The sequence below is a fragment of the Methylomarinovum tepidoasis genome (assembly GCF_030294985.1).
GTDB classification, from domain to species: domain Bacteria; phylum Pseudomonadota; class Gammaproteobacteria; order Methylococcales; family Methylothermaceae; genus Methylohalobius; species Methylohalobius tepidoasis.
Genome location: NZ_AP024718.1, coordinates 1,016,398 through 1,037,768 on the forward strand (window position 1 = coordinate 1,016,398; position 21,371 = coordinate 1,037,768).

Annotated in this window: 19 protein-coding genes, 1 tRNA gene and 1 pseudogene; 12 read left to right on the forward strand and 9 right to left on the reverse strand. The window is 64.3% G+C overall.

The genetic code is table 11. The features are described 5' to 3' along the window. Positions 1-16: 16 nt before the first annotated feature. Positions 17-289, reverse strand: coding sequence for a ribosome assembly RNA-binding protein YhbY (yhbY, locus tag MIN45_RS05165; RefSeq protein ID WP_286293814.1), 273 nt, complete (start codon positions 287-289; stop codon positions 17-19). A 93-nt stretch (positions 290-382) separates the two neighbouring features. On the opposite strand from yhbY, the gene rlmE reads away from it, so the two are divergent. The 5 genes from rlmE to MIN45_RS05190 all read left to right on the forward strand — a co-directional run bounded on the left by rlmE (position 383) and on the right by MIN45_RS05190 (position 5,328). Further along, a complete protein-coding gene (gene rlmE / locus MIN45_RS05170; protein WP_286294123.1) occupies positions 383-1,006 on the forward strand; it encodes a 23S rRNA (uridine(2552)-2'-O)-methyltransferase RlmE in 624 nt (207 codons plus the stop codon). Positions 1,007-1,106: 100 nt separating this feature from the next. Further along, positions 1,107-3,053 (forward strand): ATP-dependent zinc metalloprotease FtsH, encoded by a 1,947-nt coding sequence (ftsH, locus tag MIN45_RS05175; protein ID WP_286294125.1) that lies wholly within the window; start codon positions 1,107-1,109, stop codon positions 3,051-3,053. Positions 3,054-3,157: 104 nt separating this feature from the next. Further along, on the forward strand, positions 3,158-3,310 hold the full coding sequence (locus MIN45_RS05180; RefSeq protein ID WP_286293816.1) for a hypothetical protein: 153 nt from the start codon (positions 3,158-3,160) through the stop codon (positions 3,308-3,310). Further along, the gene (locus MIN45_RS05185) at positions 3,300-4,784 is read left to right on the forward strand and encodes a 4Fe-4S binding protein (protein ID WP_286293817.1); all 1,485 of its coding nucleotides are present in this window, start codon (positions 3,300-3,302) and stop codon (positions 4,782-4,784) included. Before MIN45_RS05180 ends, MIN45_RS05185 begins: the two co-directional genes overlap by 11 nt. Beyond that, positions 4,777-5,328 (forward strand): TorD/DmsD family molecular chaperone, encoded by a 552-nt coding sequence (locus MIN45_RS05190; protein ID WP_286293819.1) that lies wholly within the window; start codon positions 4,777-4,779, stop codon positions 5,326-5,328. Before MIN45_RS05185 ends, MIN45_RS05190 begins: the two co-directional genes overlap by 8 nt. Before the next feature lie 3 nt (positions 5,329-5,331). Here MIN45_RS05190 and MIN45_RS05195 read toward each other — a convergent pair whose 3' ends face one another. After that, a complete protein-coding gene (locus MIN45_RS05195; protein WP_286293821.1) occupies positions 5,332-5,850 on the reverse strand; it encodes a YcxB family protein in 519 nt (172 codons plus the stop codon). 99 nt (positions 5,851-5,949) lie between these two features. On the opposite strand from MIN45_RS05195, the gene MIN45_RS05200 reads away from it, so the two are divergent. Together MIN45_RS05200 and MIN45_RS05205 are read left to right on the forward strand one after the other, a co-directional pair. Next, positions 5,950-6,486: a glycine cleavage system transcriptional repressor gene (locus MIN45_RS05200; RefSeq protein ID WP_286293825.1), complete on the forward strand. Its 537-nt coding sequence runs from the start codon at positions 5,950-5,952 to the stop codon at positions 6,484-6,486. A 9-nt stretch (positions 6,487-6,495) separates the two neighbouring features. Further along, a complete protein-coding gene (locus tag MIN45_RS05205; RefSeq protein ID WP_286293829.1) occupies positions 6,496-6,984 on the forward strand; it encodes a peroxiredoxin in 489 nt (162 codons plus the stop codon). On the opposite strand, the gene MIN45_RS05210 is transcribed toward MIN45_RS05205, so the two are convergent. Beyond that, positions 6,956-8,152, reverse strand: coding sequence for an AI-2E family transporter (locus tag MIN45_RS05210; protein ID WP_286293830.1), 1,197 nt, complete (start codon positions 8,150-8,152; stop codon positions 6,956-6,958). The genes MIN45_RS05205 and MIN45_RS05210 overlap by 29 nt on opposite strands. Before the next feature lie 214 nt (positions 8,153-8,366). On the opposite strand from MIN45_RS05210, the gene MIN45_RS05215 reads away from it, so the two are divergent. Together MIN45_RS05215 and MIN45_RS05220 are read left to right on the forward strand one after the other, a co-directional pair. After that, on the forward strand, positions 8,367-11,192 hold the full coding sequence (locus MIN45_RS05215; protein WP_286293831.1) for a ribonucleoside-diphosphate reductase subunit alpha: 2,826 nt from the start codon (positions 8,367-8,369) through the stop codon (positions 11,190-11,192). A gap of 20 nt (positions 11,193-11,212) precedes the next feature. Beyond that, on the forward strand, positions 11,213-12,295 hold the full coding sequence (locus MIN45_RS05220; protein WP_286293833.1) for a ribonucleotide-diphosphate reductase subunit beta: 1,083 nt from the start codon (positions 11,213-11,215) through the stop codon (positions 12,293-12,295). A 45-nt stretch (positions 12,296-12,340) separates the two neighbouring features. Here the strand turns inward: MIN45_RS05220 and MIN45_RS05225 are convergent, their stop codons facing one another. The 6 genes and pseudogenes from MIN45_RS05225 to MIN45_RS05245 form a co-directional block, all read right to left on the reverse strand. Further along, the gene (locus MIN45_RS05225) at positions 12,341-12,712 is read right to left on the reverse strand and encodes a pilin (RefSeq protein ID WP_422732684.1); all 372 of its coding nucleotides are present in this window, start codon (positions 12,710-12,712) and stop codon (positions 12,341-12,343) included. Between the two features lie 5 nt (positions 12,713-12,717). Next, positions 12,718-12,832, reverse strand: a pseudogene (locus MIN45_RS12425) (prepilin-type N-terminal cleavage/methylation domain-containing protein); the annotation flags it as partial. A gap of 228 nt (positions 12,833-13,060) precedes the next feature. Beyond that, a complete protein-coding gene (clpB, locus tag MIN45_RS05230) occupies positions 13,061-15,643 on the reverse strand; it encodes an ATP-dependent chaperone ClpB (protein ID WP_286293834.1) in 2,583 nt (860 codons plus the stop codon). Positions 15,644-15,725: 82 nt separating this feature from the next. Further along, entirely contained in the window at positions 15,726-16,460 is a 735-nt protein-coding gene (gene pgeF, locus MIN45_RS05235; RefSeq protein WP_286293836.1) for a peptidoglycan editing factor PgeF, read from the reverse strand. After that, a complete protein-coding gene (gene rluD / locus MIN45_RS05240; RefSeq protein WP_286293840.1) occupies positions 16,445-17,437 on the reverse strand; it encodes a 23S rRNA pseudouridine(1911/1915/1917) synthase RluD in 993 nt (330 codons plus the stop codon). The genes pgeF and rluD overlap by 16 nt, the downstream gene beginning before the upstream one ends. A gap of 87 nt (positions 17,438-17,524) precedes the next feature. Beyond that, positions 17,525-17,611: transfer RNA gene (locus MIN45_RS05245), tRNA-Leu, on the reverse strand. A gap of 74 nt (positions 17,612-17,685) precedes the next feature. On the opposite strand from MIN45_RS05245, the gene rnr reads away from it, so the two are divergent. From rnr to MIN45_RS05260, 3 genes are read left to right on the forward strand one after another with little or no spacing between them, the layout of a single operon-like run. Then, positions 17,686-20,025 (forward strand): ribonuclease R, encoded by a 2,340-nt coding sequence (gene rnr, locus MIN45_RS05250; protein WP_286293841.1) that lies wholly within the window; start codon positions 17,686-17,688, stop codon positions 20,023-20,025. After that, positions 20,022-20,777 carry a 23S rRNA (guanosine(2251)-2'-O)-methyltransferase RlmB gene (gene rlmB, locus MIN45_RS05255; RefSeq protein ID WP_286293844.1) on the forward strand — a complete coding sequence of 252 codons (756 nt, stop codon included), beginning with the start codon at positions 20,022-20,024 and terminating at the stop codon, positions 20,775-20,777. Before rnr ends, rlmB begins: the two co-directional genes overlap by 4 nt. Then, on the forward strand, positions 20,778-21,368 hold the full coding sequence (locus MIN45_RS05260; RefSeq protein WP_286293846.1) for a LabA-like NYN domain-containing protein: 591 nt from the start codon (positions 20,778-20,780) through the stop codon (positions 21,366-21,368). Positions 21,369-21,371: the final 3 nt, after the last annotated feature.

Consider the following 21,371-nt stretch of genomic DNA (forward strand, 5'->3'; position numbering starts at 1 on the left):
TTTCGCCGCAGCCTGCTTATTCTTCCGGATTTTCCCGATACAATGTCGCCACGTGCCCGAGGATCTGGACCAGCTCCGCGTCGAGGCGGTCGCAGATTTGCTGCGCCATCTCCCGCCGGGCTTGACGGTCCTCGGCGTTGATCCGTACCTTGATGAGCTCGTGGGCCGTCAGGGCCCGGTCGATTTCCGCCAGCACCGCTTCGGTGAGGCCGAGCTGGCCGGTGAGCACGACCGGTCTGAGCGGGTGAGCGCGGGCCTTGAGGTGGCGTTTCTGCTTTTTGTCCAGCATGTCGATGGATCGCTTCGAAGAAGGGGCGACAGTATAGCGGAATCCGAACGTCCCGGCGCGATCGCAGTCTAAAATGCAGTAGAATACTCGGAAATTATGGCGAGGAGTCGAAGCAGCGGCCGCTGGCTGGCGGAGCATTTCAACGATGATTATGTCCGTCAGGCCCAGGCGCAGGGCTGGCGCAGCCGGGCGGTGTTCAAACTGGCGGAGATCCAGCAGCGCGACCGAATTCTGCGGCCGGGCATGACGGTGATCGACCTGGGGGCCGCTCCCGGCGGTTGGTCGCAATACGCCGCCGAACGGGTGGCGCCGAACGGCCAGGTGATCGCCCTGGATCTGTTGCCCATGGAGCCGCTGCCGGGCGTGACCTTCCTGCAGGGGGACTTCACCGCGGAGGAAACCTGGCGCCGGCTGCAGGATGAGGTCGGCGGCCGTGCGGTGGACGTGGTGCTGTCGGACATGGCGCCGAATATGAGCGGCAACCGCAGCGTCGATCAGCCCCGGGCGATGTTGTTGGCCGAGTTGGCCCTGGAGGCGGCCGAGAATCTCTTGAGCGAAAGCGGGTGTTTTTTGACGAAACTTTTTCAGGGCGAGGGGTTCGAAGCTTTTCAGAAACAGGTACGCCAGCGTTTCGCCAGGGTAGCGACCCGCAAGCCCAAGGCATCACGGGCACGCAGCCGAGAAGTCTATCTGCTGGCGCAGGGATTCAAACGCTGAGTTTTAAGGCTACTTTTAAGTAGGCAAACCACAGACAATACAGCGGACGTATTGGCAACAAACCGGAAGGAGCCGGTTGGGAGAGAGACCTTTGAGCAACATGCTGAAAAACATACTCCTGTGGGTGGTGATCGCCGCGGTGCTGATGTCGGTGTTCAACAACTTCGGCGCCCGCAAGCCTTCGGGTGCGCAGTTGTCGTATACCCAGTTCATCGAAGCGGTCCACAACGGCCAGGTCAAACAGGTGGTCATCGAGGGCAACGCCGTCAAGGGCATCACCACCGCAGGGCAGAAATTCATCACCTACAACCCCAACGACCCGCATCTGATCGACGATCTTCTGGAGAACAAGGTCGAGATCAAGGCCAAACCGCCGGAAGGCCAGTCGCTGCTGATGCAGATCTTCATTTCCTGGTTCCCGATGCTGCTGCTGATCGGCGTGTGGGTGTTCTTCATGCGCCAGATGCAGGGCGGCGGCGGCGCCGGCCGGGGAGCGATGAACTTCGGCAAGAGCAAGGCGCGGCTGATGGAGGAGGACAAGATCAAAGTCACCTTCAAGGACGTGGCCGGCTGTGACGAAGCCATCGAAGAGGTGCAGGAAGTGGTCGATTTCCTCAAGGACCCGAGCAAATTCCAGAAGCTCGGCGGCCGCATCCCCAAGGGCATTTTGATGGTCGGCCCGCCCGGGACCGGTAAGACCCTGATCGCCCGGGCCATCGCCGGGGAGGCCAAGGTGCCGTTCTTCACCATCTCCGGTTCCGATTTCGTGGAAATGTTCGTCGGGGTCGGGGCCTCTCGGGTGCGCGACATGTTCGAGCAGGCCAAGAAGCACGCCCCCTGCATCGTCTTCATCGACGAGATCGACGCCGTCGGCCGTCACCGCGGCGCAGGACTGGGCGGCGGGCACGACGAACGCGAGCAGACCCTCAACCAGCTGCTGGTGGAGATGGACGGTTTCGAAGGTAACGAAGGAATCATCATCATCGCCGCCACCAACCGTCCCGACGTGCTCGACCCGGCGCTTTTGCGTCCCGGCCGCTTCGACCGGCAGGTCACCGTCGGCCTGCCCGACATCCGCGGCCGCGAGCAGATTCTCAAGGTGCATCTGCGCAAGGTGCCCACCGCAGACGACGTCGATCCGAAAGTGATCGCCCGCGGCACCCCCGGTTTCTCCGGGGCGGATCTGGCCAACCTGGTCAACGAAGCCTCACTGTTCGCCGCCCGCGCCAACAAGAAGCTGGTGGACATGGGGGACCTGGAAAAGGCCAAGGACAAGATCCTCATGGGTGTCGAACGCAGATCCATGGTGATGAGCGACGAGGAAAAGCGCATGACCGCCTACCACGAAGCCGGTCACGCCATCGTCGGCCTCAACGTTCCCGAGCACGATCCGGTCTACAAGGTCAGCATCATGCCCCGGGGGCGGGCTTTGGGGATCACCATGTTCCTGCCCGAGCGGGATCAGTACTCGGCCTCCAAGCGCAAGCTAGAGAGCCAGATCTCCAGCCTGTTCGGCGGCCGCATCGCCGAGGCCCTGATCTTCGGTCCGGAGGCCATCACCACCGGCGCTTCCAACGACATCGAGCGGGCTACCGACATCGCCCGCAACATGGTCACCAAATGGGGGCTGTCGGAAAAGCTCGGGCCTCTGGCCTATGCCGAAGAGGAAGGCGAAGTGTTCCTGGGCCGCTCGGTGACCCAGCACAAGAGCATGTCCGAGGCCACCGCGCGCATGATCGACGAGGAGATCCGCGCCATCATCGACCGCAACTACGAGCGGGCCGAGCGCATCCTCAAGGAGAACATGGACAAGCTCCACATGATGGCCGAGGCCCTGGTCAAGTACGAAACCATCGACCGCGACCAGATCGACGCCATCATGCGGGGCGAAACCCCGCCGCCCCCCAAGGACTGGGAGGACAATCCGCCCACCGGCAAGCAGGCGGCGGATGCCGAGGCAGAGGCCAAGGGCAAGCAGGAAGCCCCGGCCGAGCCTTCCGGCGGCGTCAGTCCCGTCGGCGGTCCGGCAGGGCAGCACTTCGAGTAAGTAACGCCTGCCGCAGAGAAAACCCCGCATCTCCCGAGGGAGGTGCGGGGTTTTTCTTTGTGGGCTATCCTGTTGTGACGTCAGCGACGAAGGAGGAAAACAAGATGAGCGAGGGTTTTCGCCGGCTGCTGTGGCGGCGCCGTTTCACCGCGGAGGAATTTCAGAATCCGGACCCGCTCAACGAATACGACGAGGACTACACGACCTTGGAGGAAGACCGTGATGCCGGAGACGGGCCCATCCGGCATGACGCCTGAGACGGTCGAATACCGTTCCCGGGGGCGGGTGCTGTTCATCGGCGCCACGGCGGTGCTGGCCCCCTGGCTGCGGCGCAACGACTGGCCGGAACCGTTGCGGCCGGCCTTCCTGCTGCTCGACGATGCGCCCGTCACCGCCGCTGTCCGGATGATGCGGGCTGCCGGCCAGGCGGTGTCCATCCAGGGGCATCTGGGTGCCTACCGGGTGCGACTGGACGACGGCCGGGACGTGGCCGCCGAACTGCTGGAGCCCGGCGAGGTCTTCGATCTGATCGTCGATGCCGGCGATCCCCCGCAGCTGGCGCGGGCGGTGGCGCCTTTCGGTTATTTCGCGCCCCTGGCGGAAGGCCGGGAACTGGCCGACGTGGTGGAGCGGCTGTCCGACTGGGTCGGCGAGTTCGAGAAACCCCGTTACTTCGCCTACCGGGCCGAACTTTGCGCCCGCCGCGGGGGGGGACGTGAAGGCTGCCGGCGCTGCGTCGATGCCTGTCCGGCCGAAGCCATCGCCCTGCGCCTGACCGCGGTCGAGGTCGATCCCTATCTGTGCCAGGGTTGCGGCGACTGCACCACGGTCTGTCCCACCGGGGCGCTGTCCTACCGCTGGCCGCCCCGTACGGAAAGCCTGCCCCGCTGGCTGGCGGCGCTCGAATCCCGTCCTGCGGCGCCGGTGGCGTTTGTCAACGCTCAACAGCCGGCCGAGCCCGGCGACGGCTGGCTGGTATTCCCGGTGCATTCGGTGGCCGCCTGCGGCCCGGAGGTGTGGCTGACGCTGCTGGCGGCCGGCGCCGCCGGGGTGTGGCTGCAGCGGACTGGGCTGACGGCGCCGAGCGTGGCGGCCCTGGAAGCTCAGTTCGGCTGGGTGGCGGCCCTGCTTCGGGGATTGGGGTATCGCCAGCGTGGCGTCGGCTGGCTGGAGCAGCTCCCGGAAGACGGCGCCGCAGCGCTTGTTTCCGAACCGGTGTCGTTGGCGGTGGTGGAAAGCAAAATTGACCAGTTGCGCCTGGCCTTGGCGCGGTTGACCGAAGTGGCGCCACTGCAACCGACGTCGGTGCTTCTGCCGTTCCCGGCGCCTTTGGGCGCGGTGGCCGTGAATGCCGACCGCTGCACCCTGTGCTACGCCTGTGTCTCGGTGTGTCCCACCGGCGCCCTGCAGGCAGGCGGGGAATCCCCGCGGCTGGGGTTCGTGGAGGCGGCCTGTGTCCAGTGCGCCCAGTGTCAGAGCCAGTGTCCGGAAGCCGCCGTCACCCTCGAACCCCGTTGGCTGACCGATGCCGGACAGCGCCGCCGCCTGCGCTGGCTGCAGGAGGATGAGGTCTTGCACTGCCCCGACTGCGGCAAACCCTTCGGCAGCCGGCGGCTGGTGGAACAGGTCGCCGCCCGGATCGCCGGACATCCCCTGTTCACCGGTTCCCGTCAGCGCCGGCGCCTATACCTGTGCGAAGACTGCCGCATCCGGGATCTGGCCCATGACTGACGCCCAGACCCGCGCCGACCTGTACCTGCTGTTGGCCGCCCTGCTGCGCGAACCTCCGGAAGCGGTGCTGCTGGAGACCCTGAGAGCGCTGGAGGTGAGCGGTGACGACGAACTGGCCGAAGCCCTGCGCGCCCTGCAGGCGGCAGCGACCGGCGCCGATCCCGAAGCCCTCGTGGACGAATTCCATACCCTGTTCATCGGCGTCACCCAGGGGGAGCTGCTGCCTTATGCCTCCTGGTACCGTCGGGGATTTCTGCACGAGACGCCGCTGGTGGAGCTGCGCCACGATTTGGCCCGGCTGGGGATCTGCCGGAGTGGGCCGGGCGAACCGGAGGACCATGTCGCCGCCCTGTGCGAAGCGATGGCACTGCTGGTCCTGGAGGATCACCCCGGCCAGGGCGATTTCTTCCGGAACCACCTGGCGCCCTGGATCGGCCGCTTCTTCCGGGATCTGGCCCGGGCCGACGGGGCGGATTTCTACCGCCGGGTAGGTACGGTGGGGGAACGTTTCATGGCCCGGGATGCGCGTGTCTGGGGCGGCTGAGCGTCACTCGGCAGCGGCGATACGCTTGCGGGCGATCTCGACGAACTTCTTCAGGTCGCCTTCGGCCTGTTTCTTGGGGACGATCAGCGCTTGATCCACGTCCAGGTAGATGAAGATGTATTTCTTGGTGTCCTCGATGCGGATCAGATCGCGCCAAGGGAAGCGGGTTTCCTCCTTGCCGCGCACCAGCAGCAGCGCTTGGGGTTCGAGCACCAGTTTGTAGTGGCCGGTCAGCTGCGCGATGTCCTCGGCGCTGTATAATTTGAGGGTGCGGCGCCGGATGTTGTATTTGATAATGAGCGGGGCGACGTAACGCCAGAGGATGGCCATGAGGCCGATGTAGATGGCGCCGGGGACGTTGCCGTAATAGAACCATACGAAGAAAGCCAACAGGGCCATGATGGCGGGGAGCAGCACTTCGTGGCGGCGCAGGACCTTCTGAAAGTGTTCCTTGTCCTGCAGTTCGTGTTCGGTGAAAGCGGTCAGGTCCTGTTCCTGGAGGTCGTACTCGATCTGTAACATGGGTCGCGGTTCCGTTTTTTCTTGTCGTGGAGGTCGATTTGGCGCTTCATTGTAACGTAACCGATCGCAGAATCCCGATCGTCGGGCTTTGGAGGACACATGCAACTGATCATTACCGCCTGGGGTGAGCCGGACGGCACGCTGTTCGAGCGACTGCTGGCCAGTATCCGCGAAAGCGACTGCGAGGTGCGCGAGTGCCGCATGGCACGGATCGCCAGGGGGTGCGCCTGTTTCCTGCAGGTCCAGGGCAAGTGGAATCACATGGCGCGGCTGGAGAGCGCGCTTGCCGTGCTGGGACAGCAGGCGCAGATTTTCCATCACCGGCTGGAAGAGACGGACAGGGAAGGCGAGGAAGGAAGCAATGAGCTGCTCTACGTCGCCGACGTGGTGAGCCGCGAGCACGCCGGGGTGTTGGAGGGTCTGGTGGCCTTCTTTTCCCAGGCCGGCGTCGGCATTCAGGACCTGCGCTGCAGCAGCTACCGCCTGCCCTACGTGGACGCCACCGTCTGTACCGTCCACATGCTGCTGCGGATTCCGCCGGGAATCGGGGTGCTGTCGCTGCGCGACGATTTCCTCGACTACTGCGAGCAGTTGCAGGTGGACGCCATTTTCGAACCGCTCAAACCCATCTTCTAGGAGCGCGACATGAGTGAATCCAACGTACAGGCAGGACAGCCGGTGCCGGATTTTTCCGCCCCCGCCACCGGCGGCAGGACCGTCCGGCTGTCGGACCTGAAGGGCAAATGGGTGGTGCTGTATTTCTATCCCAAGGACCACACGCCGGGCTGTACCCTGGAGGGCCGCGCCTTCCGCGACCATTACGAGGCATTCAAACAGCTGGGGGCGGAAATTTTCGGCGTCTCCCGCGACAGCCTCAAGACCCACGAGAACTTCAAGGCTCGCCAGGGGTTTCCCTTCGAGCTGATTTCGGACCAGGACGAAACCCTGTGCCGCCTGTTCGACGTCATCAGGCCCAAAAAGATGTTCGGCCGCGAATACCGCGGCATCGAGCGCAGCACCTTCCTCATCGATCCCGAGGGCCGGCTGGCGGCCGAGTGGCGCAAGGTCAAGGTCCAGGGCCACGTGGACGAGGTGCTCGCCAAACTCAGGGCGTTGCGGCAGGGGGGCGGCTGATTTCCTTGTGCCCGGGCGGCGGGCCGTGGCGCCGTTTGCGCTGGCGCGGCGGCTTGCGGCCTTTCTTGCTCTGGCCCACGTAACGGCCTTCCCGCGGCCAGGCGCTCAGCACCGCCTCCACCAGGGTCGCCAGCGGAATGGCGAAAAACACCCCCCAGAATCCCCACAGCCCACCGAAAAACAGGATGGCGACGATGATCGCCACCGGATGCAGGTTGACCACCTCCGAGAACAGGATCGGCACCAGCACCATGCCGTCGAGGGCCTGGATCACGAAGTAGGCGATGGTCACGTACCAGAAGGGATCGCTCAGTCCCCACTGAAAATAGGCCACGATCAGCACCGGGAAGGTCACCACCGTGGCGCCGATATAGGGAATGATGACCGACAGCCCCACCAGCACCGACAAGAGCAGAGCGTAGTTGAGCCCCAGCAGGGAGAAGGTCAGAAAACTGACGCCGAAGACGATCAGGATCTCGATCACCTTGCCGCGGATGTAGTTGCCGATCTGGGCGTCCACGTTGCGCCAGACCTGGGCGGTCAGGTGGATGTCCTTGGGCAGGTACTGTTTGAACCAGGCCAGAATGCGGTCCTTGTCCTTGAGGAAGAAGAACACCAAAAGCGGCACCAGGATCACGTATACGACGATGGCGATCAGGTTGACCACCGAGGCGTAGGAGTAGGTCAGGAGGCGCTGGCCCAGGAGGATGAATTCCTGGCGTATGGTGGCGATGAGCGCGTCGATCTGCTGCTGGCTGATGAATTCCGGATACAGTTCCGGCAAACGCTCTAGCAGAGCCAGCCCCTGGGTCACCATGTTGGGCAGTTGCTGGGCCAGCTGGGCCAGCTGCTGGTACAGCAGCGGCAACAGGGCGATGACGGTGAACAGCAGCAGAGCCATGAAGGCGACGAAGACGAGCATCACCGCCGCCAGCCGTGGCACGCCGCGCCGCTCCATGGCGCTCACCGGTCCCTCCAGCAGGTAGGCGATCACCAGGGCGGCGAACACCGGCATCAGCATGTCCGCCAGCATCACCACCGCCAGGAAGCCGGCCACCAGCAGCAGGGTCAGGGCGACCGCCTGGGGAGTGGGGAACAGGCGTCGCAGGAAGCGCTGCACGACTTGGGTCAGGGACGGGGCGGGGTCAGGGTGGGGCTGGGTCGGCATGATGATTCTCGTTGGTATTGTCGGGGCATCCTCCTCGAGCGGGATATTGTGCCAAAGTCTTTGAGGTGGAAGGGAGTTTTTCCGTGTCCACAGGTTATCCACAGCCTTTCCGCCGGAAAAACACAGGATATTGAGGTTGACATCCTCTGAAAGCACCGCCTATAGTGTTTTCAACATTCCGAAAATCCTGAATTCCGTCCAAGGGGGAACGCGTATGGAATCCACCACCGCTGCCACCGGGCCGATGCCGGCGTCCAACTATCCGGCCCTCGAGCTGAGTTCCGAGGTTCAGGCCATGATTCCGGAGGAACTCAAGGTCATCCGCCGCAACGGCAAGCTCACCGGCTTCGATCCCAATAAGATCCGCATCGCCATCACCAAAGCGTTTCTCGCCGTCGAGGGCGGTCAGGCCGCCGCCAGCCGCCGCATCCACGACACCTGCGCCGAGCTTACCGAGCAGGTGGTGCGGGCCCTGATGCGGCGCCTGCCCGCCGGCGGTACCGTCCACATCGAGGACATCCAGGACCAGGTGGAGCTGGCCCTGATGCGCGGAGGTTTCCACAAGGTGGCCCGCGCCTACGTCCTCTACCGCGAGGAACGGGCGCGCCTGCGGGCCGAGAAGGCCAAAGCGGAAAATAAGCCCGAGGCACCGCAGCTGCACGTCACCGACGAACACGGCCAGCGCAAGCCCCTGGATGAGGGGCGCATGGCGCGGCTGGTGAAAGAATCCTGTCAGGGTCTGGAAGACCCCGATCCCCAATGGATCCTGCAGGAGGCCAAGCGCAACCTGTACGACGGCGTGCCGGAGAACGAGGTCATCGACACCCTCATCATGGCCGCGCGCCTGCGTATCGAGCAGTCGCCCGATTACGGCTACGTCGCCGCCCGCCTGCTGCTCGACAAGATCCGCTCCGAAGCCCTCGGCTTTCTCAGCGGCCACTTCGAGACCGCCACCGGGGCGGAAATGGAGGAAGGCTACGCCGACTACTTCCAGCGCTACATCCGCCGCGGCATCGAGCTGGAGCTGCTCGACCCGGTGATGGGCCAGTACGATCTGGAACAGCTGGGCCAGGCGTTGAAGCCGGAGCGCGACTTCCAGTTCACCTATCTGGGGCTGCAGACCCTCTACGACCGCTACTTCATCCACCACGACGGCACCCGCTTCGAGCTGCCCCAGGCGTTCTTCATGCGGGTGGCGATGGGGCTGGCCAAGAACGAGATCGACCGCGAGGCCCGCGCCATCGAGTTCTACGAGCTGATTTCCAGCTTCGACTTCATGTGCTCGACCCCGACCCTGTTCAACGCCGGCACCCTGCGGCCGCAGCTGTCGTCCTGCTATCTGACCACCATTCCGGACGATCTGGAAGGCATCTTCAACGGCATCAAGGAAGACGCCATGCTCTCCAAGTACGCCGGCGGACTCGGCAACGACTGGACCCGGGTACGGGCCATGGGGGCCTACATCAAGGGCACCAACGGCAAGAGCCAGGGCGTGGTGCCGTTCATGAAGGTGGCCAACGACACTGCAGTAGCTGTGAATCAGGGAGGCAAACGTAAAGGCGCCATCTGCGCCTACCTGGAAACCTGGCACCTGGACATCGAGGAGTTCCTGGAACTTAGGAAGAATACCGGCGAGGAGCGCCGCCGTACCCACGACATGAACACCGCCAACTGGGTGCCGGATCTGTTCATGAAGCGGGTGGCCGAGGAAGGCGAATGGACCCTGTTCTCCCCCGACGAGGTGCCCGACCTCCACGACAAATACGGCCAGGACTTCGAGCGGGCCTATCTGGCCTACGAGGAAAAGGCCGCCCGCGGCGAGATCAAGCTGTTCAAGAAGGTGCCGGCAGTGCAGCTGTGGCGCAAGATGCTCACCATGCTGTTCGAAACCGGCCATCCCTGGATCACCTTCAAGGATCCGTGCAACCTGCGCTACACCAACCAGCACGTCGGAGTGGTTCACAGTTCAAACTTGTGCTCGGAAATAACCCTGCACACCTCCGACGAGGAAATCGCCGTCTGCAACCTGGGCTCGGTCAACCTGGCCGCCCACGTCACCGAAGACGGCCTCGACATGGACAAGCTTCAGCGCACCTGCCGCACCGCCATGCGGATGCTCGACAACGTCATCGACATCAACTACTACAGCGTTCCCAAGGCACGCCGCGCCAACCTGCGCCACCGGCCCGTGGGGCTGGGGTTGATGGGCTTCCAGGACGCCCTCTACAAGCAGCGTATCCCTTATGCCAGCCAGGAGGCGGTGGAATTCGCCGACCGCAGCATGGAGGCGATCAGTTACTTCGCCATCGAAGCCTCCGCCGCACTGGCCCAAGAACGGGGTTCCTATTCCAGCTTCCAGGGCTCGCTGTGGAGCCAGGGCATCCTGCCCATCGACTCCATCGACCTGCTGCAGGAGGCCCGCGGCGAGTATCTGGACATGGACCGTAGCCGCACGCTCGACTGGGACGCCCTGCGGGAGAAGGTCAGGCAGGGGATGCGCAACTCCAACTGCCTGGCCATCGCCCCCACGGCCACCATCTCCAACATCTGCGGGGTGAGCCAGTCCATCGAGCCGACGTATCAGAACCTGTACGTCAAATCCAACCTCTCGGGCGAGTTCACCGTGGTCAACCCCTATCTGGTGGCCGACCTCAAATCCCTGGGACTGTGGGACGAGGTCATGATCGCCGACCTCAAGTACTACGACGGCAGCGTGCAGCAGATCGACCGCATCCCCGACGAACTCAAGGCCCTGTACGCCACCGCCTTCGAGATCGACCCGCGCTGGTTGGTGGAGGCGGCCTCCCGGCGGCAGAAATGGCTCGACCAGAGCCAGTCCCTCAACCTGTACCTGGCCGAGCCCTCGGGCAAGAAGCTCGACGCCCTGTACAAGTTCGCCTGGCTCAAGGGCCTCAAGACCACCTATTACCTGCGCACCCTGGGGGCGAGTCGGGTCGAGCGCCACACCGCCGCCCCGAAACCGGAAGAGGCACCCAAGGTGTGCTCGATCCTCGACCCCGACTGCGAAGCCTGTCAATGAATTCTGGAGGAGAAAGACCGATGCTGAACTGGGACGACCCCCTCGAACAGATCAAACGCAAGCGACCGGCCGCGGACACCAAGGTCCACTTCGAACCGGTGGCCGCCGACAGCGAGGCTGCTGCGGCGGTGGACGGCGAGAAGCGCCTGGTGGGCGGCAGCGATCTGACCGCCAACATCGCCCCGATCAAATACCACTGGGCCTGGGACGCCTACATCAAGTCCCAGCGCAACTTCTGGTTGCCCACCGAGATCGGCATGGGTGAGGACCTGATGGCGCTGGGCAAGCTCAATGACAACGAGCGCCACACCTTCTTCACCACCTTCGCCACCCTCACCACCGCCGACGCCCTGCACCAGCGCAACCTGGCCCTGGCGGTATACGAGCGCATCACCGCGCCTGAAGTAGGGATGGCCGTCATCGCCCAGATGCACCAGGAAACCATCCACTCGATGAGTTACCAGCACATCATCGAGTCCCTCAACTTCGACGAGGACGAAATCTACCTGCTGTATCAGAAGGTGCCGCAGATCCGCGCCAAGTTCGAATACAGCAACGCCCAGACGCACGCCCTCCAGGGGCAGGGCGGCGATCTTACCGATTACGTCCGCGGCCTGTTCTTCTACTACATGATCTTCGAGGGCGTCTGGTTCATGGCCAACTTCTGTCCCATCTTCTCCCTGCAGCGCCGCCGCCTGATGGTGCGCACCGGCGAGCAGCTGCAGTACATCGCCCGCGACGAGTCCGGCCACGTCGCCTTCGGCAAGGCCCTGATCCAGGCCCTGTGGCGCGAACACCCGGAAACCCGTATCGACGAGTCCCAGGCACACAAGTTGATGGGCGAGGCGATGGAGTTGGAGCAGGCCTACGCCGAATATGCGGTCAAACCCATGCTCGGCTACGATCTGGCGCTCCACCTGCGCCACGTGCGCTATCTCGCCAACCGCCGCCTGCTCGACTTGGGACTAAACCCCCTCTACCAGGAAAGCGAGGCCGAAGTCCTGCCCTGGTGGGAGGAACAGATCGGTTTCCGCAAGGAGAAGAACTTCTTCGAGACCCGGGTGACGGAGTATCAGACGGGTGGGGCGTTGAGTTGGGATTGAAAAAAGCCCCGGAAAAAAGCCGGGGCTTGACAATTAAACTGGAGTTTAGAACCCTGTTGGAGCTGATCCAAGCTTGTTACAAGAGCCGGGTAGATATTTGACAACTTTAGCTTGGTCGGAGCCGCATTCCCATTGACCAACCGCATTGCCAAGGTCTGAAGCCACGGTCATGGCAGTCCCATCCGTTTTTTCTGGAATTAAATATACATATCCTTTTGTTCCTTCTAGGCCAACGTCAATATTTTGTATCTCTGCACGTACTGCGCCATCTGCATTCGTCTCTACCTTTGCTACATATTTAGATCCTGTGCTGTTTTCGCAGCCCCAATTTCCTTTCCCAGGCCCACTAGAGGCGGTTTGATATTTTTCAGTAATTGTAGTTCTGCAGGAACTCAAGGCTAACGTTACCTCTGACATCTTCGCCTTTTTCGTATAATCCTGATATGCCGGCAACGCGATCGCCGCCAGAATCCCGATGATCGCCACCACGATCATCAGTTCGATGAGCGTGAAGCCCTGTTGGTTGCGTTGTTGCATCATATCGATGTCTCCTGTGTGTGGTTGGTAGAAAGTTCGCTTTGAATAGAGCAATCCCCTTGCCAACTTTTCGATTCTTTGAAAATCAAGCAGATGGCGGGAAGCCAGCGCCGTCCGGGGCGGAATCATGGGTGATTCGTGGGCCGGTTTTGACAATTTTGTCACTTTCCGGGCAAAAAAATGCGCCCCGAAGGGCGCACAAGGCAGGTTGAACGAGCAACGCGGGGTTTAGCCCTTGCGGAAGACGATCTTGTCGCCCTCCGTATCGGCGACGATGGTGTCGCCGGGGCCGAACTTGCCGGCGAGGATCTCCATCGCCAGCGGTTCCTCGATGAGGTGCTGGATGGCGCGGCGCAGGGGACGGGCGCCGAACACCGGGTCGTAGCCCACCTCGGCGATGATGTCGAGGGCGGGTTCGGTGACCTCCAGCTTCATCTCCCGCTCTTCCAGGCGCTGCTGCAGCCGGGCGATCTGCAGCCGGGCGATGTTGTGGATGTGCTCGCGGCCGAGCGGGTGGAACACCACGATCTCGTCGATGCGGTTGACGAACTCCGGCCGGAAGTGGCGGTTGACGTAGGTCATCACTTCGTTCTTGATGACCTTGTAGTCGGCCCCTTCCTGGGCCAGCTCCTGGATGCGGTCGGAGCCGAGGTTGGAGGTCATGATCACCACCGTGTTGCGGAAGTCCACCGTACGCCCGTGGCTGTCGGTCAGGCGGCCGTCGTCGAGAATCTGCAGCAGGATGTTGAACACGTCCGGGTGGGCCTTTTCCACCTCGTCGAACAGGATCACCGAGTAGGGCTTGCGCCGCACCGCTTCGGTGAGATAGCCGCCCTCCTCGTAGCCGACGTAGCCGGGGGGCGCCCCGATCAGGCGGGCGACGGCGTGCTTTTCCATGAACTCCGACATGTCGATGCGGATCATGGCGCGCTCGGTGTCGAACAGGAAGTCCGCCAGCGCCTTGCACAGCTCGGTCTTGCCCACCCCGGTGGGGCCGAGGAACAGGAACGAGCCCACCGGCCGGTTGGGATCGGACAGTCCCGCGCGCGAACGGCGGATGGCGTTGGCCACGGCGGTGACGGCCTCGTCCTGGCCGACGACGCGCTTGTGGAGTTCCTCCTCCAGGCGCAGCAGCTTCTGCTTCTCCCCTTCCAGCATCTTGGAGACCGGGATGCCGGTCCACTTGGAGACGATCTCGGCGATCTCCTCTTCGGTCACCTTGTTGCGCAGCAGCTTGAACTCGCGGGTTTCCGCCTCCTGGGCGGCCTTGAGCTGCGCCTCCAGCTGGGGGATGACGCCGTACTGGATTTCTGCCATGCGCTGCAGGTCGCCGGCACGTTTGGCGTTCTCCAGCTCCAGACGGGCCTGTTCCAGTTTCTCCTTGATGGCCTGGGCGCCCTGCAGGGCGGCCTTTTCCGCCTTCCAGACTTCCTCCAGCTCGGAGTATTCCTTCTCCAGCTTGGCGATTTCCTCCTCCAGGGCCTCCAGGCGTTTTTGGGAGGCGGGGTCGGTTTCCTTCTTCAGGGCCACTTGTTCGATCTTGAGCTGCATCAGGCGCCGTTCGAGGCGGTCGAGGGCCTCCGGCTTGGAGTCGATCTCCATGCGGATCTTGGCGGCGGCCTCGTCGATGAGGTCGATGGCCTTGTCCGGCAGCTTGCGGTCGGTGATGTAGCGGTGCGACAGGGTGGCGGCGGCGATGATGGCCGAGTCGGTGATCTCCACGTTATGGTGCAGCTCGTAGCGCTCCTTGAGACCGCGGAGGATGGCGATGGTGTCCTCCACCGAGGGTTCGTCCACCAGCACCATCTGGAAGCGGCGCTCGAGGGCGGCGTCCTTCTCGATGTACTTGCGGTACTCGTCCAGGGTGGTGGCGCCGATGCAGTGCAGCTCGCCGCGGGCCAGGGCTGGTTTGAGCATGTTGCCGGCGTCCACCGCGCCCTCGGCCTTGCCGGCACCGACGATGGTGTGGATCTCGTCGATGAACAGGATGATCTTGCCTTCCGCCTTGGCGATTTCGTTGAGGACGGCCTTGAGGCGCTCCTCGAACTCGCCGCGGAACTTGGCGCCGGCGATCAGGGCGGCCATGTCCAGGGACAGGATGCGCTTGTCGCGCAATCCTTCAGGAACTTCCTTGTTGACGATGCGCTGGGCCAGCCCTTCGACGATGGCGGTCTTGCCCACGCCGGGCTCGCCCACCAGGCAGGGGTTGTTCTTGGTGCGCCGCTGCAGGATCTGGATGGTGCGGCGGATTTCCTCGTCGCGGCCGATGACCGGGTCGAGCTTGCCCTGCTCTGCCTTCTCGGTCAGGTCGATGCAGTATTTTTCCAGCGCCTGGCGGGTTTCTTCGGCGGCTTGGTCGGTCACTTTCTCTCCTCCGCGGATTTCGTCGATGGCCTTTTCGATCAGGCTGCGGGTCGCGCCCAGCTGGCGCAGCAGGTCGGCCAGCGGGGTCTTGCCGTCCTCCAGGGCGGCGAGCACGAACAGCTCGCTGGCGATGTATTCGTCGCCGCGCTTCTGAGCGAACTTGTCCATCAGGTTGAGGATGCGGATCAGGTCGTTGGACAGGTGCACTTCGCCGCCCGCGCCCTCGACGGTGGGCAGGCGGTCGAGCAGTTTGCCCAGCTCGCTGCGCAGCTTGGCGACATCGACGCCGGCCTTGGTCAGCAGCGGGCGGACGGTGCCGCCTTCCTGTTCCAGCAGCGCGATCATCACGTGGACCGGCTCGATGAACTGGTGGTCGCGCCCCAGGGCCAGGCTTTGGGCGGCCTGGAGCGCTTCCTGGAATTTGGTGGTCAGTTTGTCCATTCGCATGTCGTTAAATGCCTTGTTTCCGTTGGTGGGGGTGAAAAAATTCGTCGGTCGCCGTACTAGGTGGGGACGGCGCGGTTTTTTTTCAAGCGCTGCGCCAGATGAGGGCGGCCTGCCGGCCGCAGGTTCCGTCGCGGCGGTGGGAAAAATAGCGGCCCGAGGCGCTGAAGGTGCATTCGTGCCCGCCGAAGACGGCGTAGAGGTCGTGGCGATAGAGCTGGTAGGTGGCGATCTGATACAGATCGGCGAGGAAGCGGTCCTGCCTGGGAAAGAAGGCGGTGTCGAGCTCGGGATGGCGGGTAAGGAAGGCGTCGCGGACCTCGGGACCGACCTCGAAGGCGGCCGGCCCAATGGCTGGTCCCAGCCACACCATCGGCGGGCGGCCCCAGGGAATTTCCGTCAGGGCGCGTTCCAGGATGCCGGCGGCCAGCCCGCGCCAGCCGGCATGGACGGCGGCGACGATGAGGCCGTCGGTGATGAGGACGGGCAGACAGTCGGCGGTCAGCACCGCGCAGACCACGCCGGCGGTGGCGGTGTAGCTGCCGTCGGCGCAGGGCGGCCGGGAGGGGGGCTGCGGGAGATGGACCAGGTCGGTACCGTGGACCTGTTCCAGCCAGGCCGGCTCCGACGGCAGGGCCAGCGTTTCGCGCAGGCGGCGGCGGTTCTCGGCCACCGCCGCGGGATCGTCGCCCACGTGAGCGGCCAGGTTGAAGCTGGCGTATGGCCCGGTGCTGGTCCCGCCGTGGCGCAGGGTGACCGCGGCGTGGATGTCCGGCGGCGCCGGCCAGTCGGGGGTGAACCAGTTCAATCCGGCGGCCATGTCACCTCCCATCCGTCCCCGTCGTCCTCGTCACCGCCAGCATAGGCGTGCCGCAACGCTTCGAGCAAGGCGGCGAAATCGTCCGGCAGGGGGGCTTTCCAGCCCATCTCCCGGTTCGTGGCCGGATGGATCAGGGTCAGCTTCTCGGCGTGCAGCGCCTGGCGGCGGAAGTCTCGCAATGTCTGGATCAGAGCTTCGGAAGCCCCCGGCGGCAGGCGCAGGCGGCCGTACAAAGGATCGCCCACCAGTGGATGGCGCAGGTGGGCCATGTGGACGCGGATCTGGTGGGTGCGGCCGGTTTCCAGGGACACCCGCAGCAGGGTGTGGTGGGGAAAACGCTCGGCGATGCGGTAGTGGGTGATGGCCTCCTTGCCGGTGGGGGTGACGGCGAAGCGCTTGCGGTCCAGCGGGTGGCGGCCGATGGGGGCGTTGACGGTGCCGCCGGCGGTGACCCAGCCCTGCGCCAGGGCCAGATACCGGCGCTTGACGCTGCGGGCCTGCAGCTGCGCCACCAGGGAGGTGTGGGCGCGCAGGCTTTTGGCTACCACCATCAGGCCGGTAGTGTCCTTGTCGAGGCGGTGGACGATGCCGGCCCGCGGCAGCTCGGCCAGTTCCGGGGCGTGATGGAGGAGGGCGTTGACCAGGGTGCCGTCGTGATGGCCGGCGGCCGGATGGACCACCAGCCCGGCGGGTTTGTCGAGGACGATCAGATCGTCGTCTTCGAACACGATGTCCAGGGGGATGTCCTGGGGCAGGTCTTGCGCCTGGATCTCCGCCGCCGGGCACAGTTCGATGGTTTCACCGCCGGCGAGCCTGTCCCGCGGGCGCTTGGTCGCGCCATCGACGGTCACCCGTCCGGCTTCGATCCAGCGCTTGAGGCAGCTGCGGGAATAGTCGGGAAACAGCCTGGCCAGGGCCTGGTCCAGGCGCAGGCCGGCAAGTTCCTCGGAAGCGGTGCGGGTGAGGGGGGTGGTCATGGGTCTATATCACTTCGACGCAGAAAAGGGCCTCGTGTTCACAGACACAAAAAAACCCGATCCGGCTGGATCGGGTTTCTTCGAAACTGGTGCCGAGGAGAGGACTTGAACCTCCACGGGGTTGCCCCCACATGGACCTGAACCATGCGCGTCTACCAGTTCCGCCACCTCGGCGAAGACGGGCGAAAATATATCTTCCCCGTGATAAGATGTCAAGTTTGTTTCAGCAGAGATTTAAGAGCAAGCCTATGGCACGATCGCCCAGATCCGGGCGCAAGCCCCGGAGCGGAGCCCGCAAGGACACGAAAATCGCCAAGAAAAAAACGGAAGCTGCCAAAGGCCGTCCCCGACGTTTCAAGATCCCGGACCCCTACGCCGAGCGCGAAGCGAAGAAATACGAGCGTCCCATTCCCAGCCGCGAAGCGATTCTGATGCTGCTGCGGGAAAAGGGCGTCCCGCTGTCCTTCGAGGAAATCGCCGCCGGGCTGGGGGTGAGCGAGCCGGTGGATCTGGAGGCCCTGGAACGCCGTCTCAAGGCCATGGAGCGCGATGGCCAGCTGTTGCGCAACCGCAGGGACCGTTACTGTCTGGTCAACGAGAGCGATCTCATCCGCGGCCGGGTCATCGGCCATCCCGACGGCTTCGGCTTTCTCAAGCCTGACGAAGGCGGCGAGGATCTGTTCCTGTCGCCGCGGGAGATGCGCCAGGTGTTCCATGGCGACCGGGTGGTGGCCTGCGTCACCGGGATCGACCGCCGCGGGCGCAAGGAAGGCAGCGTCGTCGGGATTCTCGAACGGGCCCACGAGCGGGTGGTCGGCCGTCTGTTCGTCGAGCGGGGCGTGGCCTACGTGGTGCCGGACAACAAGCGCATCACCCACGACGTGCTCATTCCCGAGGCGTATCTGAACGGCGCCAGGCCGGGGCAGATCGTGGTGGCCGAGATCGTCGAGCAGCCGACCCGGCGCAATCAGCCCATCGGCCGCATCGTCGAGGTGCTGGGGGAACACATGGCCCCGGGGATGGAGATCGAGGTCGCCATCCGCGCCTTCGACATTCCTCACGAATGGCCCGACGAGGTGTTGGCCGAGGCGGCCCGCTTCGGCACCGAGGTGCCGGAGGCGGCCAAGGAAGGACGGGTGGATCTGCGCCAGCTGCCCCTGGTCACCATCGACGGTGAGGACGCCCGCGATTTCGACGACGCCGTCTATTGCCGCCCCACTCCCAAGGGCTGGCGCCTGATCGTGGCCATCGCCGATGTGTCCCACTACGTCCGGCCGGGCAGCGCCCTCGATCAGGAGGCCCTCAAGCGCGGCAATTCGGTGTATTTCCCCCAGCAGGTGATCCCGATGCTGCCGGAGGTGCTCTCCAACGGCCTGTGCTCCCTGGTGCCCGACGAGGACCGCCTGTGCATGGTGTGCGAGATGCTGGTCGACCGTGAGGGCCGGGTGACCCGCTCCAGGTTCTATGAAGGGGTGATGCGTTCCCATGCCCGCCTGACCTATACCGAGGTGGCGGCGATGCTGGTGGACAAGGACCCGGCGGTGCGGGCCAGACACGAGAAGCTGCTGCCCCACCTGGAGGAACTGTACGCGGTCTATCAGGCCTTGCGGTGCCAGCGCGAAGCCCGTGGGGCGATGGATTTCGATACCGACGAATACAAGATCGTGTTCGGTGAGGGCCGTAAGATCGAGCGTCTCGAGAAAGTGGTGCGCACCGACGCCCACAAGCTCATCGAGGAATGCATGATCGCCGCCAACGCCGCCACCGCCCGTTTCCTCGACCGCAAGAAGGTTCCCTACCTGCGCCGCATCCACGACGGCCCGGATCCGGAAAAGGTGGCCGACGTGCGTCAGTTTCTCGCCGAGCTGGGGCTCAAACTGCCCGGCGGCGACACCCCGTCACCGGCCGATTACATGAAAGTGCTGAAAGCGGCCGAGGGGCGGCCCGACTATCACCTGGTGCAGACCCTGCTGCTGCGCACCCTGCCGCAGGCGGTCTACAGCCCGGAGAAGAAGGGCCACTTCGGTCTCGCCCTCGACGCCTACACCCACTACACCTCGCCGATCCGCCGCTATCCCGACCTGCTGGTCCACCGCGCCATCCGCCACGCCCTGGCCGGCGGCAAGGCGAAGGACTTCCGCTATTCGGAACCGGAACTCAAGACCATCGGCGAACACTGCTCCATGACCGAGCGTCGCGCCGACGAGGCCACCTGGGACGTGATCGCCTGGCTCAAGTGCGAATATATGCAGGACAAGGTCGGGGAGGTGTTCCCCGGTGTCATCACCGCGGTGACCTCTTTCGGCTTCTTCGTCGAGCTTCAGGACATCTACGTGGAAGGACTGGTGCACATCTCCACCCTGGGGCAGGACTTCTACCACTTCGATCCCCTGCGCCATTGTCTGGTGGGCGAGCGCACCCACGTCACCTATCGCATCGGTGACGTGGTCAAGGTGAAAGTGGCGCGGGTCGATCTGGACGAGCGCAAGATCGACCTGGCGCTGATCGAGCCTCTGGCGCCGGCCAAACATCAGGAGAAAAAGGCCGCCTCGCGCCGGCGCCGTCGCAAGCGCAAGAACGCCGCATGAGCGCGCGCATCTACGGGTTGCATGCGGCCCGCGCCGCCATCGAGAACGCTCCCGAGCGCATCCGCAACGCCTGGCTCGACGCCGGCCGCCGCGACCGCCGGTTGGAGGAACTGCGCCAGCGCCTGCGCGCGCTGGGGATTCCCGCAGCCGACACCGAACGCAAGCGCCTCGACCGCCTCGCCGGCAGTTCCCAGCATCAGGGCATCGTGCTCGAGGTCACCCTGCCCCGGGCATTGGACGACGGCGCTCTGGCGGAGCGGCTGGAGCGCGGCGGTTCGCCCCTGTTCCTGGTGCTCGATCAAGTGCAGGATCCCCACAATCTGGGGGCGTGCCTGCGCACCTGCGACGCGGTCGGTGCCGCCGGCGTCATCGTGCCCAGGGACCGCTCGGTGGGGCTGACGCCCACGGTGTGCAAGGTGGCCAGCGGGGCGGTGGAGACCGTGCCGCTGTTCCGGGTCACCAACCTGGCCCGGAGCCTGGAGCAGATGAAGGCCGCCGGATTATGGCTTTACGGGGCCGACGGCAACGCCGAGCGGCTGGCCTTCGAGGCCGATTTGTCCGCTCCCCTGGCGCTGGTCATGGGGGCCGAGGGCCGGGGGCTTCGGCGCCTGACCCGGGAGTCGTGCGACCTTCTCATCAAGCTGCCGATGTGGGGACGGGTGGAAAGCCTGAACCTTTCGGTGGCCGCCGGGGTGCTGCTGTACGAAAGCCTTCGCCAGCGGCTGACCAAAACCTCAACCCAGGGAGTCTGAATGGTATCGAATCGCGGACGCACCATCGTCTTCATCGACAATTCCAACATCTTCGGTGGCCAGCAGGCCGCCGGCTGGCGCCTCGACTGGGAGAAGCTCATCGACTATTTGCGCCGCGGCGGCGACATCTGGCAGGTGCATTTCTTCGCCTCGGTGGACGAGAAAGCGCCCGAGGGGCAGATGGGTTTCTACCGCTATCTCAAGGAAGTCCTCAACTGGGAGGTGCATCTGTACCCGCTCGGTTACAAGCGCACCCGCTGCGGCCACTGCGGCCAGCTCAGCGAGGTGCGGGTGGAGAAGGGCGTGGACGTGGCCCTGGCGACCCGGATGCTGATCCTGGGCATCAACCGCGCCTACGATACCGCCATCCTGGTTTCCGGCGACGGTGACTACAAGGAAACCGTATGGCTGCTGAAGAACACCCGTGGGCTTCGGGTCGAGATCGTCGCCTGGCGCCGCTCGCTGTCGGCGGAGCTGGCGGAGGAATCCTCCTCCAAGGTCGTTTACCTCGACGACCTCAGGGACGTGATCGAAAAGAAGGACGTTCGCGATCCGGTCCAGGAGGGCGGCGCGCTGCTGGCACCCGATTGATTC